Genomic DNA, 13,683 nt, shown 5'->3' with positions numbered 1-13,683 from the left:
GGGCTTGGCGAAGATCGCACGCCCCAGATCCTCGCCGACCTTGCGAACATCGATGTCCCACGCCGCAACGAACCTGATGTCCTTGGGGCGGTATCCCCCCAGATCCCAATGCATCAGGCCAATCTGCGCATTGGCCCCGCCGTTCTGGTAATGCGCAATCCCCTGCACCAGCGAGCTCGCGCAATTGCCCACACCAACGACTGCAACGTTGATATCCGCCATCCTACACCGTGGCCCGGTTGAAAACGTTCAATTTATCCACTCCCGCATGGCCGAGGTAGCCACCTCTGGCGTGCTCACCCTCTACCGGTCAAGCTTTGGCCGATCATGCTTTGAAACGCGAGACCGATTTCCTGACGAAGGTGGCTTCGATCCCCCGATGCCAGAAGATGCCGCTCAGCGCTACAAGCGACTGACCAATCAGCTCGAACCACAAGAACAGGCGGGGGTCGCCCGCTAGGCACGCAAGATAGATTCCCAGCACCCGCACGTTGCCGCTCAGCAACGACATCATCTTGAGCGGCGGCACCGCGCGTTCGCCATAAATCGCGCCAAGCTGCTGCGGATCGGCACTGCGCTCCAGCTCCTCGTCGAACTGTCCCGCCCAGCGATCGAAAAGCCGCGTCAAGCTGTCGTAGAGCCGCACCACCGGGTTGCCTAAGCTGGGAAGCGGCGGTCCGCCCGGATCGCCCTTGATGCGGCGGTGGAAGCGTATGCGCTCGGCTTCGTACTGGTTCGCCTGCACGGCGTGCGCCGTCGCGGCCGCCATCGCCAGCACCCACGCCTCGACGGTCCCCATCGACCAGGCAAGGCTGAAATAGAGCAGGAAGAACACGCCATGGTCGCACAGCCCGTCCAATACCCTGCCCAGCGCGCTGTTGGTCTTCGTTGCGCGCGCGATCATGCCGTCGAGCCCGTCCGCGATCAGCCACGCGACGCAGAGCAGCAAACCCAGGGTCGCCAACCGCCAGTCGCTCCAATGCGCGAAGGCCAGCGCCGCTCCCGCGCCAAGCAGGAGCCCGACCACCGAAACCGTGTTCGCCGAAACCCCGGCGCGCAGCGCGAGCGGCAGCAGCAGCCGGCCGGCCGGATGAATCAGGTAGAGGTTGGACGGATCTTCGATGCGCGTGTCGCGCGATCCGTCCGCAGGGACAAGCCTGAACCCCATTCTGCATCCCCTGAACCTGCCTTGCGCCGACGCTCCACGCTTCCGCCAGTGGCGTCAACCCGCTCGTTGGCAGGCCGGTTCGCGAAATCGTTGAGCGTGGCGCGCCAGCCACAGCCCGGCCAAAGCCTGCACCAGCAAGCCCTCCACCATGCGCGGCGCTGGACGGAGGATCAGACGATCAGATGTCGCGGCTGAGGTGGCGAGAGCTCTGCGGCGGTCGCGAATCGACGTGGGGAACAGCATCGCGGACGGCGATTCGCGTCGCGAGCTTGGCGCTGCTGAGCGCTTCGAGCAGCTCTGCGGCCGATGTCGCGCGCCGCGCGTGGCGGAAGCGGATCGTCGAACGCCACAAGCCGCCGCGCTGCATCGGCTGCGCGATCCAGCCGCATTGATGAGCGACGCGCGCGGCGCGGCCGCAATGCCAGCGAGGGCCGTTGAAGGTGATCGTCCGCGCCGATTGCTCGCGCACGACCGAGATCGCCTTCGAATTACGCCCCTCGCGCCGGGTCTTGAGCCGTTGCGCCACATCGATCCCGACGTAAACCGAGACTAGCCCGACGAAATACCAAATGCCCAGCTTGAGGATGAGCAGGGTCGTGACGACGACCACCGCCACCGTCGCCATGGTTCGCCACGATCCTAGCTGATTTGTTGCGGCGGTCTCGCTCTGCGGCGAGACCTTTCGGGTCTCGATGAGATGATGTTCGAACGCTGAGCCGCGGGCCGCAGGGAAGCGTTGATGCTCGGCGACCGGTCGCGTGGCGCGCGATGCGGTCGAGTCTAGGCTGGACTTCAAGTCGGGCCTCCCCTGCCGAAGGGTGAGTCGGCTGCTCAGCTCAATGAGTATCCCAATCCGGGATCGATTGCATCAGCCCGGGATGAGATTCTTGCCGGCCGCGCGACTCAGTTCAGCCCAGCCGCGACGGCGAACAGGCCGATCCGCTCCTCCGCCTCGGTGAGCGCATCGCAGCGGGCGTCGAGCGCGCGATACGCGTCGCCTTGGCCAGCTGAAAACGCCTCCCAGGCAGCGGCCCCGAGCCAATAATCGATTGTCAGATAATCGCCGTCACCGCCGCGTAGCAGCTCGGTGCGGACATAGCCCTCGGCTTCGCCGAACAGCTTTGCCCAATCGCCAGCGCTCCCATAGGTTTGCTCGAATTGCCGTTGGCTCGCGGGAGCAACTCGGTAGCGCCAGACGATCGCGATCACCGGTCCCTCCTCCTTTAGACGCACGAATACCATAGCATTAGCGCTCCCCGTGCCGCCTGCCGGACTTCAGCCGGTGGCGTGCGATCCATCGCTAAGGCGATCCGTTTCGGCGAATTAACCATGATCGGTTCCATTTCGTTAGGACGGGCGGGCTCTGATCCTGTCCCGGGGGCGGCGTTTGAAACATGAGGTCTGCAATGCCCAAGCGAACTCGAAACCCGCGACGCCCGAGCGGAAACCGTGGCGAAAACATCGGCACATTGTTGGCGACCGAATCGGTGCCGCCGGTGACGACCACACGCTGGGTCGCGAGGCGCAAGGCCCAGGTGGTCGGCGCGGTCCAGGCCGGCTTGCTAACCATCGACGAGGCCTGCCAATTCTATCGGCTGACCTTGGAGGAGTTTCTCAGCTGGCAGCGCGCGCTGAACCTCTTCGGCGTCTCGGGATTGAAGGCGACCAACCAGCGGCGAGCATCCCGTCAGGACCTGGCGCTCTGGCCGTCCCGCTGATCGGTTCGATCGGAGAGTGAAGCGGCGATCACGCGCCGCGGCGCGCGGCGCATTAAGCTCTTGCCGCTACCCTCCCCTCGGTGAGGCAACGAACATATTGATAAATATAGTTAATTAGAAAGTTCCCTCCGCTCGTCCTGAGTCGATCACAGCTCATCGCTGCTTTGCTCTGGCTTGATTGACTCGATCTCCTGGTGCGGTCATTCGCTCAATCGCACTTTGTGGGGCGCGGCCACCGTAATGGGGGGCATGCCAGTCGGGGGGCGATCGGGATCCGCATTTTAGCGCATCCGTCGGATCAGCCGACCGCACAAGCTAGGATATGAATGTTCGGTTTGGTTCGAGCCGGCGGCTTTGCCGCGGCCCTCGTGATGCTTGCGTCCTTCTCGATGCCGTCGATCGCCGAAGCCGCACCCGCTGGTGCAGCAGCGCAGCTAGTCCAGGGGCCGCAAGCCGCGCCAATCGCGACGGTCAGTGCGGTCACGGCCGAACAGCCTGGATCTACTCCCTCTGCGACGTCCGCCAGACCCGGCTTTGCCGTTCCTCAGCCCGCAGCGACACAGCCCACCCGGCCCGCGGTCGCGCAGCAGCACCGTCCGCTCCACGAGTTGGTGATCTCGTTCGTCAATTTCGGCGATCAGGACAGCGAGGAAATGTGCCTCGTCAAGGCGATCTATTTCGAAGCGCGTAGTGAGACGATCGAAGGCCAGTTGGCGGTCGCCGAAGTGATCCTCAACCGCACCGCCTCGGGTCTTTATCCGACCACGATCTGCGGGGTCGTCACCCAGCCGGCGCAATTCTCGTTCATCCGCGGCGGCCGCTTCCCGACCCCCGACACCAGGAGCGAAGGCTGGCGCAAAGCGCTCGCGATCGCCGACATTGCGATCAACGGCCGCGCGCAAAAGGTGGCGCCCAACGTCTTGTGGTATCATGCCACCTATGTCGCGCCGTCCTGGGGCCGCCGCCTGACCCGCGTGGCGCGCATCGGCACCCACATTTTCTACAGCTAGAGCATCGTGCGCAAAAGTGGGAACCGGTTTTGCGCGGAAAACGATGCGGTAACAAACGAATAGAGCGGGATGCGTGATCCAGATATCGCGCATTCCGCTCTAGACTTCTTCTACAGCTATAGAGCATTGCGCGAAAACGTGGGTACCGGCTTTTCGCAGGAACCAATGCGGAATCAAACAAACATAGGGCAAGCTGCGATTTCATCTGATCGCAGCTTGCCCTAAGCTTCCGCGCGCCGGGCAGCATCGCCGCCCGAGGCGCGGCGTTATCTCCGGCTGGGATCAGCGAGCGGCGGATTGGGGCAGTGCGCCAAGGCCGCCGGCGATCGCGGATCGGCGCTGGTCCACCGCTGCGGCCAGGGCATCGAGCAAAGCGACGCTGTCGTCCCAGCCGGCGCAAGCATCGGTGATGCTCTGGCCGTAAGTCAGTGGCCTGCCTTGCACCAGCTCCTGCTGACCAGCGACGAGATGGCTTTCGATCATCACGCCGAAGATGCGCTGCTCGCCAGCCTTGAGCTGATCGGCGAGCTCGCGCACCACATTCTGCTGGTTCTCCGCCTTCTTCTGGCTGTTGCCGTGGCTGGCGTCGATCATCAGCCGGCACGGCAGGCCGGCCTTGGACGCCTCGCCGCAGGCCGCCTCGACGCTGGCGCGATCGTAATTTGGCTGTTTGCCGCCGCGCAGGATGATGTGGCAATCCTCATTGCCGCTGGTCGACACGATCGCCGAATGGCCGCCCTTGGTGACCGACAGGAAATGGTGCGGCTGCGAAGCGGCCTTGATCGCGTCGAGCGCAATGCGCAGATTGCCGTCGGTGCCGTTCTTGAAGCCGACCGGACAGGACAGGCCCGAGGCGAGCTCGCGATGCACCTGGCTTTCGGTCGTGCGCGCGCCGATCGCTCCCCATGACACCAGGTCGGCGATATATTGCGGCGTGATCATGTCGAGATATTCGGTGCCGGCCGGAAGGCCCGCTTCGTTGATGTCGAGCAGCAGCTCGCGCGCGATCCGCAGCCCCTTGTTGATGTTGAAGCTGTTGTCGAGGTCGGGATCGTTGATCAGCCCCTTCCAGCCGACCGTCGTGCGCGGCTTTTCGAAATAGACTCTCATCACGATCTCGAGCCGATCGCCAAGCCGCCGCCGCTCGCCGTTCAGCCGCTCGGCATATTCGCGCGCCGCTGCAGGGTCGTGGATCGAGCACGGCCCGACAACCACCAGCAGCCGGTCGTCCGTGCCGTTCAATATCGCGTGGATCGCGGAACGCGCCGCATAAACAGTCTCGCGCGCCTGCTCGCTCAATCCGAATTCGCGCAGCACGTGCGAAGGCGGCGAGACTTCCTTGATCTCGCGAATACGGACGTCGTCGATCTGATGCTGCATGGTCGATTTTCCGGTGGTTCGAAGCGCCGCCTTGTTCTTTGGGCCGGCGCAGGGGTCGATTCAGGCGCTGATCGTCAGCTAAACCAAGCCGCGGCCACATCCTGCCGTTGCAGGACAGCCGATTTGGCAAAGGGAAATGAAACGCGCCTCATTGCGCTTTCCTAGCTTCATTGCCGCATCACCGGCAAGTGCTCGCTGTCGGCGCGCTGTCTGCGCCCACCCGGCCTTTCACGGCGAGCCAGCCTTCGTCCCTCGCTCCAGCCACAACGCCGCATTTCAAGCCATCGCTTCAAAGTCTGTCTTGCCCAGCCCGACACTGGTGAACAGGCTCCCTGGTCCTCGCCGCTGGAGGATGGGTCTAGAAGCCGCGCCACATTGCTATCAGGCTCGCGACGAAACCGACGCAATTCTTGGCATGGGCTTGCTGCTGCGCGCTGTTTTTCGCCAAGTGCGAGCCAGCGGCGCCCGCCGCCATGTCGTGTCGGACGACATTCTCGAACACGCGCCAATAAGCCCGCGGAATTCGGCTCTCATATTGGCCGAGTTGGGCGAGCGCCTCGGCTTGCTCGAGGCCACGCTCGCGTCCCGGATTGCCGCCGCCGATCCAGTTGAGATTCGCCACCAACGTCCCGCTTCCGCCGAGCCGGTGCCAGAGCGCGCGGCAATGGTCGATCGCGCGGCGCTGCGGTTCGTCGAAGCCGGGCCCGCCTTCGGCAAGCCAGCGATCGACGATCGTCGGATAGAGATTGCGGATGACGCGGTAGGTCTTCTGCCGCCCCCCTCCAAGCTCGTTGCCGAGATCGACCACGGTCGAGGGACGGTAGGTGCCTTGCCGGGCCGTGAATTCATTGACGATCGGCTCTGCGCCCGTCGCAACCTGGCCGGCACCGTCCCTCTGCTTGCGTTTCGTCTTCTTAACCATGCTGATCCTCCCGCTCGAATGGGGATGTCCTTATTTGACGGACATGTCCGTCGTGTCAAGCGATTTGACGGATATGTCCGTATGTTGTGAAGCGGCAGGCGAACATGGGATAGAGCGCCATGCTGTCCGAACGGACCAATCCGGCGAAACCAACCGACACTGCGAGCGGCGAGCGTCTCGCCCCTTCCGACAATCGTGACTCGAGAACGGATTTGGCGAGCTCGGCCAATGCGATGTCGTCGGATTCCGCGACGGCCGTGGACATGGAGCTCGTGCGCGATGTTGTGCGTGCCGCGGTGAAGCCGCTTGGGCCGCTCAGCCAGCGCGGTCTCGCGCGCGATGCGGGGCTGGACCGCGACGTCGTCTATGACATCCTGCAGGGCCGCAACAACAATCCCTCGCTCAAGGTTCTAGCGGCGCTTGCCGGCGCGCTCGGCACGGATTTGTCGGTGTTCGGGATCCGCTTGCGCTCGGAGCTGCCTAGTGCAGCCGAGCTCGAGCAGGCGCTCCTGGATAGCTTGCCGGAAATGCCGCGCCGGGGAAGCTGGGAACGGAAAGCGTCATTCCTAGCCGAAGCCGTCGCAGCGATTCTCGGGCTTCCGCCAGCTCAGCCTGCCACGCCTCTCGGCGAGGATCGTCCTCCCTCACGCGGCCGCGCAAAAGCCGCTCCTCCTCCCTCTCCCACCAATTGAGCTTGATGCGCGTCAGCGCGCAGCTGCGATAGCAAGGATCGCAACCGGCGGCGCAGGCCGGCGCGGAGAGGAGAACTCCAGTATCGACAAGCATACAAACCTCCTAGCCTATGTTCTCCTTTTGTTCTGGTCGGCTATTTCCTACAAGTCTAGGACTTTTCCTATGGCTCGGAGGCGCCCCGATCGTCGCGGCCCTCCAACTGTCGCTCGCACGACATTAACAACGTGTGACGGACGCCCGAAAATCGAATCCATAATGGCGCTACCGCTTGGAGCTTGCCCGATTGGCCGGCACGTCCGCGAGGGCATCGCTCAAACAACTTGACTGACGGACAAATCCGTCGTATAGCTGAATGATGGCTCTGTCAATCCATCCGCAAGCCGAAAAGCTCGACACCCTGATCAGCGCAGCTGCCTTGGCGCGTCGCGACGCGGGCCGCGGCATGCTCTTTTGCAGCCCTTGTGGTCTCGCATTGGTCAACGCAGCCTTCGACCTGTTCGAATGCGATGCGCTCTATGACATCGCCGCCGACATCCGCGGTGAGCTCTGCCTCGATGACGATAGTTGGCCGCTGGACGAGCAAGGCGAGCGCGCAACTCGAGCAGGATGGTGATGACATCTCCCGGGCCGGCGCTTCGCAGCAGCCTCTACGCCGTGTTGATTCGCGACAGCCTGCATCCGCTTCCAGAGCGCGCCGCCGGCGAGACGAAGTCCCCTGCTCAGCGCCGCGCTCGGGACGGAGCCCGAGACGGCGGTGGCGAGCAATTTAGCGACCCGAATGGAGCGCACCGCCTCTTGAACTCAACGCCCGCCGAAACGTTTAACCATGGCAGGGGAACGACATGACGAGGAGTATTTTGTCATGAAACGAGTTGGGAGAATCATCACGGGTCTAGCCTTGAGCGTCGGCGTGGCAAGCATGGCCGTGCCGGCCGATGCACGTTCCTGGCATCGTCATCGCGGTGGTGGCGACGACGCGGCAATTGCCATCGCAGCCGGCATCGTCGGTCTCGGCATCGGTGCCGCGCTCGCGTCGGACCATGGCCGCGGGCCTCATTATTCTTACGACTACGGTCCCTATCACCGGTCCTATTACGGGCCGCCCCGCTACGGCGCTTACTACGGATACCATTCCTATGGGCCGGGCTATTATTCCCGTCATCACCGCTATCGGGGCGGCTGCTACACGCGCCGGGTGTACGATCCGTACATCGGTCGGCGCGTGAAGGTCCGCTACTGCCGCTGAACGCGGCGGTGCCGCTTGAACCGAAGCAGAGCCAGAGCGGCGGACAGTCCGTTCTGGCTCTCATTTCACAAGGCGGGATCGGCGCCGGCGCGAATAAGGGCGCGCTTACCCCTCGCCGCCCGCGTCGATCTAAAATCTATTTCGGCGCCTCGGCGAGCGTGGGCGCCTCTGCGGGCTTCGGGGCTTCCGCGACGTAGCCGGCGTATTTGTCCGCGGCGTTCACCACATAATCCTCGACCTGCATGTTCGCATTTTCTTCGGCTTCGGCCTGCTTGATCTTCATCCGAAGGTCAGCGTCGACGATCGACTTGCGGAACGCTGCCTCCTTGGTCGCGCACGCCGCCTTGGCGGCGGTCGTGAACGCGTCGGGTGCGAGCCGGTCCTTCACGCTCGCTTCGACGAACTTGTTGAGGCACGCGCCAAAATCTTTGCGAAGTTGCCCGGGCGACCCCGCCCCGGCGTCGGGTGCAGCCACCAATGCGGCGGCGAGTGCAAGCGTAAGCATGGTCCTCTCCCAATGCGGCTTGGAACCACGAACATGCCCCAAGAGCGGCGGCGAGGGAAGCGGATTCGCGCCCCCATCACAGCAGGATGGCACAGCAGGATGGCACGCGTCCCTATGCCTCGCCGGCCGGTGCGCCGAACGACCAGGTCACTCCGAACAGGTCGCGCAGCTGTCCGTAGCGGTCGCCCCAGAACTGCCGCCCAAGCGGCATTACCACCACCATCCCCGCACGCGTCGCGCGCTCCCAATATTCGTCGGCGTCCTCGACTTGGAGGTGGATCACGAAAGCCTGCGGCTTTTCGACGGGATGGCCATATTCGGGGAAGAAATCGGACAGCATCACGGAACCGCCGTTGATGTAGAGATGGCAATGAAGCAGCCGCTTGCCGTCCTGCGCCGGCCGCCGGTCGACCTCCACCGCGCCGAGCGCCTCCTTATAATATTCGGCCGCCGCGCCGGCGTCCGACAAGGTGAGATAAGGCACTGCCCCGCCGAGCACCCGAGGCGGCTGCTCCGCCGCGCCGAAGCCGTCGTCAGGATCGCTGCTCATCTTCATCCTCCCGTTCGCTCGACGCGCTTTCTACTCCTTATCCCAGGCGTTGCCCATTTTGGAGTAGGAGCTTCCCCGCGGCGCCGCTTCGTCGCCCAGGACGCGGCTCCGGTCGCAAAGGCCGGCTACGCAGCCTCCGATGTCCTAAGGCATATCCATCCGCTGGAGGCGGACGGCATCGATTAGGGAGCGTTGGATGCACTATGCGGTGAGCGGGCGGGTGCCGAGCATCCTGTCGGCCTGTTTGGCGCTTTTGCTGGCGGTGGGAATGCATCTTTCCACCGCGACCCGCCTCAAATCGACGCCGGCTTCGGGCGCGCAGCCCGCCGCGCACACAGGAGCGTCGGCCGGTCGCGCTTTGCACCAAGCGCCTTTGGTCGGGACGGAGCGTACATCCTGATCGTCGGCTGGTGCCGCGGGTGGGGCGCCTGATAGTGATTTCAAGTTAGGTGGAATCACCTGACGACTCGGAAATCACGGAAAACAAAGAGAACTAGACTCAATTCCGGTTCAATCAAACCGGGATTGAGTCTAGCGGACGCGCTTGACCCAGGTCGCGCCGTCGCGTTTTTCGGAAGTGAAATTGGGCAGCGCTTCGATCAGCTCCGCAAGTCGCGAGAAGCCGTAGTTGCGCGCGTCGAACGACGAGCGATTGCCGGCGCGCTCGCCGACCTCGGAAAGACGCGCGAAGCCGCGCTCGTCGCGCTTCGAGGCCTTCCAGGCCGCGCCGAGCAGGTCGAGCAATTCCTCGTCGATCTTGGCCTGACGCCCCGAAGCGCGGTCTTCCGAAGCGGCGTCTTCACCCGCCTTGGCGAGCGCGCTGACGTCGATGAAGCGCGTGCAGGCTTGGCGGAAGGCTTCCGGCGTCTTGGCCGTGCCGAAGCCATAGACCGGCAGCCCGTCCTGGCGAATGCGCATCGCCAGCGGCATGAAATCGCTGTCGCTCGACATGATCCCGAAGCCGTCGACATGGCCGCGGAACAGCATGTCCATCGCATCGATGATCATGCGCATGTCGGTCGCGCTCTTGCCTTTGGTGATGTCGAACTGCTGCTGCGGCTCGATCGCGTAGCGGTGGGCGATGCCCGCCCACCCCTTGAGCGCCGGTTTGCTCCAATTGCCATAGGCGCGGCGGATGTTCACCGTGCCCAGCTCGGCGAGCACGGTCAGGACCGGGTCGAGGCTTTCGGGAGAGGCATTGTCCGCATCGATCAGCAGCGCGATATTCTTTGAAAGGTTCGTGGCGCCGTCCGACATGAGCGTGATTCTCCTGATGCGAGCCAAGCACTAGCCGAAATCGGACTGGGTGGGATCAGCGGGAGGCGTCGAAAGCGAAATTCTCATGTCGGCGTCCGCTGCACGCCGCCCTCGCGGACGAATGATTTGTAGAGCAGCATTGCCAGGGTCACGTACCAGAGCAATGCGACCGCATGATAATAAGCGCTGCTTCGACCCTCGAGCCACTGCGTGTAGGTCGCGGCCGGCTGGTATAGGAACCAGCTCATAAGCACGTTGAGGAAGATGAGCGCGGACAACAGGCGCGAGATTTGCCAGCGCTGGATCGCGACGAGCAACGGCACCAGCAGCACGATGAAATCATACGGTCGGTGATAGATGATCACCGTCGAGGCGAAGCAAAGTCCCGCCAGATAGAGATCGCGGTCGGCGGCACGCCCCCTGATTGCGGGCCACAGCGACACCGCCCAGAGGATCAGCGCCGCCACAGGGGCCGCCGCCGCCGGCGCGCCAAACCCATTCAACAGCGCGAACAGGTCGAGATAGCCTGCCGCGCGCAGATCCGCTGCGACGCGTAGCGATTGGCCGACCAGCGAGACTGGATCCTCGCCCAGCCGCAGCGCGATCGCAGCGGTCATCAGGCCATGCGCGCCAAAGGCGATCGCGACCGGGGCCCATTGCCGCTTGAGGACGAAATAGGGGAGCAGGAAGAAAATGACGCTGTATTTGAGCAGCGCGCACGCCAGCGCGATGCCGGCGAGCACCCTCCGATCCCTGTCCGCCAGCTCGATCGCTACGACCAGGAAGAACAGGCCGGCGAGCAGATGCTGGCCGTTCCCCACCAGGTTCCGCCAGGTCACGCTCATCACGAACAGGCTTGCGACGGCGGCATAGACCCACAGCGGGCGGCCCGGAAGGAAGCGCCGGAAGGCCAGGACGAGCAGTCCAGCGGTGAACGCGAGGTTTGAAATCAACCACGCAAGCTTCGCCCAGGGCCACGGTAGAAAGCTGTACGGCCAGAGCAGCATCAGCGCCGATGGAACCTGCACCGGCTGCGCCTGGAATGGATTGAGCCGCTCGTGCGGCGAGTCCGGTTGCGCTGCCCTGCCCGACAAATGACGTTGGTAGGGATTTTCGCGCTGCAGCTGCTGCGCGGATTTGAGCGAGACTCCCAGGTCCAAGCTTCCGGACGGGACCAACGCGCTCCTGCAGCCGCGCGCCACCGACACGGCCGCCATCAGCATCAGCAGGATCGTCAGCGTCTTGAACGCCATCGCCCTGCCGCGGTCGTCGAATGATATGGTCATGCAGCTTGCCCCCAACCGCCGCGAAACAACCAGCGCCCACCGCCCAGCCGCGGGCATCGAATTAAGCAGGGTCCAGAAAGCCCATCCGTACAAGCTGTTCATAATCGTGGTCGATCAGGCGGGCCCCAATGTCGAGCCTGTATCTCGCATTGGGGATCGAGATTTGGCGTGCGCGACGATAAGCCTCCGCCTGCGCCTCCTCTATCGTTGCGCCCAGTCCCGTCACGACCATCGTCCAGCCGTAAAGCCCGCTGGTGACGAGTTGGTCGCCGTCCAGCCCGACCTCGCCGTAATGCAGATGGCGCCAGTCCTCGTCGTCCATCTCGTCGAACAGGATCGGGAGCCCGACAGGCTCGTCGACCTCCTTGCGCGAATAAGGGAAAGGCGGCGTCGTCAGCACGATCCCGACCGAATAGCCGCCGCGAGCGACGAAGCAATTCTCCCGGCGTGGCCTCGCCATCATCCCGAACAGCTCGGCCCAGCCGGTTTGCTGCAGCGGGTCGAGCACCGCATAGCCGGGATAGCCGAAGCGGGTGGTGAACTCGAGCGGCCAGATCCCCGCCTCGTTCACAATGGTGTTGAGGTTGACGTAGCCGACGTGGCGCGCCTCGCGCAGCTGGGGCTCGATCAGCTTCAGAGTCCGCTCGAAAAAGCTGCCGCTGCGATCGAAGGTCGCGACCGTGCCCATCTCGCCGGTCATTTCGCCCATGTCGCCCGCGAAGAACCTTTTATGCTCCCAGTCGAGGCACGCCGGCGTGAGAAAGCTTGTGCCGTCGAAATAGGCGCCGACGCCCATTTCGATGCCGTCGATATGCTCCATCAGGATGAACCGCGGCGTCTCGCCCTCCTGCTCGCCCTCTCGTCGGCGGAGCCGCGCGGCGATCATTGCCCGAATATCGCGCCCGTCGCGATGCTGGCCGACGAAGGTGGTTCCCGATCCGCCGTTGAACTTCAGCACGTAGCGCGCCGGCCGAGCGCGCACGAAAGCATCGGCGGCGGCAGGATCGGAGAACTCCTGGGCATGGGCAGTCGGAAAGCCGAGCTCCCCCAGCAGCATCTGCGCATAAGCGCGATCATTCTCGAGCCGGTCGCCGAACCCGCTGCCGCCGATCACATGATAGCCGTCGCGTCGCAGCGCATCCTGCAGCGCTCCGAAACCTTCGGAGACGGCTTCGAACAGGATGATTCCCTCTTCGCCGGCCTCCCGCACCCAATCGAGTTCGGCGCGCCAGTCTCCCGCCGCGCGCGCAACCAGCCCGGCGAGCGTGCCTTTGGCGAGCGGCTCGCTGATCGAGACCTTCACCTCATGTCCCGCTTGGGCAAGACGAAGATAAAGTGCGGCAAGATCGCAGGTTTCGGTCACGCCTAGAAAGCGCATCAGCGCGATCGTCTCATCGGAACGGCAAAGGCGGCTTTCATTGTCTGCGCCGAACGTTATCCCGAAGCGCCACGCGCGGCGACTTAATTTTGCCGCGCGTTCAAGACCTGTCGCCGACGACGGAGCCGATCACGATGACTTCAGAGCTGCCGCACCATCATGTCTATGTCCGGCTCGGCCTGTCGCGCGTCCATGGCATCGGCGTCCTTGCGATCAGGGAAATCGGCGAAGGCACCAACATCTTCGCCAACGATCGCGTCGAGCTGGTGTGGGTCGACAAGGCCGCACTCGACGATGCCGGTTTGAGCGAGGCCGAGCGCGCTTTCTACCGCGATTTCGGCATCTCGCGGGGCGACAGGATCGGCTGCCCGGTCAACTTCCACAATCTGACGCCGGGCTGGTATCTCAACGAGCCCGCGCCCGGCGACGATCCGAACGTCACGGTGGATGCGGAGCTCAATTTCTTTGCGCGCCGGGTGATCCGCGTCGGCGAGGAACTGACGGTTCGCTATCGGGAATTCAGCGACCTGCCGTGATTATTGCGCCAGGCGCCTGCTCCATTAACCTTTC

The 13,683-nt window shown here is 63.9% G+C and carries 16 protein-coding genes and 1 pseudogene; 6 read left to right on the top strand and 11 right to left on the bottom strand.

Features of this window, described 5'->3' with window-relative positions:
- The 4 genes and pseudogenes from V6M48_RS03045 to V6M48_RS03030 form a co-directional block, all read right to left on the bottom strand.
- Nucleotides 1-222 (bottom strand): annotated as a pseudogene (locus V6M48_RS03045) (inositol-3-phosphate synthase); the annotation flags it as partial.
- 103 nt (nucleotides 223-325) lie between these two features.
- On the bottom strand, nucleotides 326-1,168 hold the full coding sequence (locus V6M48_RS03040) for a CDP-alcohol phosphatidyltransferase family protein (protein WP_332811050.1): 843 nt from the start codon (nucleotides 1,166-1,168) through the stop codon (nucleotides 326-328).
- Nucleotides 1,169-1,346: 178 nt separating this feature from the next.
- Nucleotides 1,347-1,964 (bottom strand): hypothetical protein, encoded by a 618-nt coding sequence (locus V6M48_RS03035; RefSeq protein WP_332811049.1) that lies wholly within the window; start codon nucleotides 1,962-1,964, stop codon nucleotides 1,347-1,349.
- A gap of 107 nt (nucleotides 1,965-2,071) precedes the next feature.
- Nucleotides 2,072-2,377 carry an antibiotic biosynthesis monooxygenase family protein gene (locus V6M48_RS03030; protein ID WP_332811048.1) on the bottom strand — a complete coding sequence of 102 codons (306 nt, stop codon included), beginning with the start codon at nucleotides 2,375-2,377 and terminating at the stop codon, nucleotides 2,072-2,074.
- A 260-nt stretch (nucleotides 2,378-2,637) separates the two neighbouring features.
- Here V6M48_RS03030 and V6M48_RS03025 point away from each other — a divergent pair, with 260 nt between their 5' ends.
- Nucleotides 2,638-2,886: a DUF1153 domain-containing protein gene (locus V6M48_RS03025; protein ID WP_332811047.1), complete on the top strand. Its 249-nt coding sequence runs from the start codon at nucleotides 2,638-2,640 to the stop codon at nucleotides 2,884-2,886.
- Between the two features lie 326 nt (nucleotides 2,887-3,212).
- The gene (locus tag V6M48_RS03020) at nucleotides 3,213-3,896 is read left to right on the top strand and encodes a cell wall hydrolase (RefSeq protein ID WP_332811046.1); all 684 of its coding nucleotides are present in this window, start codon (nucleotides 3,213-3,215) and stop codon (nucleotides 3,894-3,896) included.
- A 282-nt stretch (nucleotides 3,897-4,178) separates the two neighbouring features.
- On the opposite strand, the gene aroG is transcribed toward V6M48_RS03020, so the two are convergent.
- Both aroG and V6M48_RS03010 read right to left on the bottom strand, forming a co-directional pair.
- Nucleotides 4,179-5,276, bottom strand: coding sequence for a 3-deoxy-7-phosphoheptulonate synthase AroG (aroG, locus tag V6M48_RS03015; RefSeq protein ID WP_332811045.1), 1,098 nt, complete (start codon nucleotides 5,274-5,276; stop codon nucleotides 4,179-4,181).
- Nucleotides 5,277-5,634: 358 nt separating this feature from the next.
- The gene (locus tag V6M48_RS03010; RefSeq protein WP_332811044.1) at nucleotides 5,635-6,198 is read right to left on the bottom strand and encodes a hypothetical protein; all 564 of its coding nucleotides are present in this window, start codon (nucleotides 6,196-6,198) and stop codon (nucleotides 5,635-5,637) included.
- Between the two features lie 233 nt (nucleotides 6,199-6,431).
- Here V6M48_RS03010 and V6M48_RS03005 point away from each other — a divergent pair, with 233 nt between their 5' ends.
- From V6M48_RS03005 to V6M48_RS02995, 3 genes are all read left to right on the top strand, one after another.
- Nucleotides 6,432-6,890 (top strand): helix-turn-helix domain-containing protein, encoded by a 459-nt coding sequence (locus V6M48_RS03005; protein WP_332811043.1) that lies wholly within the window; start codon nucleotides 6,432-6,434, stop codon nucleotides 6,888-6,890.
- Nucleotides 6,891-7,246: 356 nt separating this feature from the next.
- Complete coding sequence (locus V6M48_RS03000; protein ID WP_332811042.1) at nucleotides 7,247-7,504, top strand: hypothetical protein; 258 nt, start codon at nucleotides 7,247-7,249, stop codon at nucleotides 7,502-7,504.
- 285 nt (nucleotides 7,505-7,789) lie between these two features.
- Nucleotides 7,790-8,137 carry a hypothetical protein gene (locus tag V6M48_RS02995; protein ID WP_332811041.1) on the top strand — a complete coding sequence of 116 codons (348 nt, stop codon included), beginning with the start codon at nucleotides 7,790-7,792 and terminating at the stop codon, nucleotides 8,135-8,137.
- A gap of 136 nt (nucleotides 8,138-8,273) precedes the next feature.
- On the opposite strand, the gene V6M48_RS02990 is transcribed toward V6M48_RS02995, so the two are convergent.
- The 5 genes from V6M48_RS02990 to V6M48_RS02970 all read right to left on the bottom strand — a co-directional run bounded on the left by V6M48_RS02990 (nucleotide 8,274) and on the right by V6M48_RS02970 (nucleotide 13,113).
- Complete coding sequence (locus tag V6M48_RS02990) at nucleotides 8,274-8,642, bottom strand: hypothetical protein (RefSeq protein WP_332811040.1); 369 nt, start codon at nucleotides 8,640-8,642, stop codon at nucleotides 8,274-8,276.
- A 112-nt stretch (nucleotides 8,643-8,754) separates the two neighbouring features.
- A complete protein-coding gene (locus tag V6M48_RS02985; protein ID WP_332811039.1) occupies nucleotides 8,755-9,192 on the bottom strand; it encodes a VOC family protein in 438 nt (145 codons plus the stop codon).
- A 531-nt stretch (nucleotides 9,193-9,723) separates the two neighbouring features.
- The gene (locus V6M48_RS02980; protein ID WP_332811038.1) at nucleotides 9,724-10,449 is read right to left on the bottom strand and encodes an NYN domain-containing protein; all 726 of its coding nucleotides are present in this window, start codon (nucleotides 10,447-10,449) and stop codon (nucleotides 9,724-9,726) included.
- An 83-nt stretch (nucleotides 10,450-10,532) separates the two neighbouring features.
- Nucleotides 10,533-11,735, bottom strand: coding sequence for a glycosyltransferase family 87 protein (locus V6M48_RS02975; RefSeq protein WP_332811037.1), 1,203 nt, complete (start codon nucleotides 11,733-11,735; stop codon nucleotides 10,533-10,535).
- Nucleotides 11,736-11,796: 61 nt separating this feature from the next.
- Nucleotides 11,797-13,113, bottom strand: coding sequence for a phosphoribosylglycinamide synthetase C domain-containing protein (locus V6M48_RS02970; RefSeq protein ID WP_332811036.1), 1,317 nt, complete (start codon nucleotides 13,111-13,113; stop codon nucleotides 11,797-11,799).
- A 134-nt stretch (nucleotides 13,114-13,247) separates the two neighbouring features.
- On the opposite strand from V6M48_RS02970, the gene V6M48_RS02965 reads away from it, so the two are divergent.
- On the top strand, nucleotides 13,248-13,649 hold the full coding sequence (locus tag V6M48_RS02965) for a hypothetical protein (protein WP_332811035.1): 402 nt from the start codon (nucleotides 13,248-13,250) through the stop codon (nucleotides 13,647-13,649).
- Nucleotides 13,650-13,683: the final 34 nt, after the last annotated feature.

It is taken from the genome of Sphingomonas sp. (genome assembly GCF_036677245.1).
In the GTDB taxonomy this organism is placed as follows: domain Bacteria; phylum Pseudomonadota; class Alphaproteobacteria; order Sphingomonadales; family Sphingomonadaceae; genus Allosphingosinicella.
This window is presented reverse-complemented; position numbering and strand designations above follow the sequence as displayed.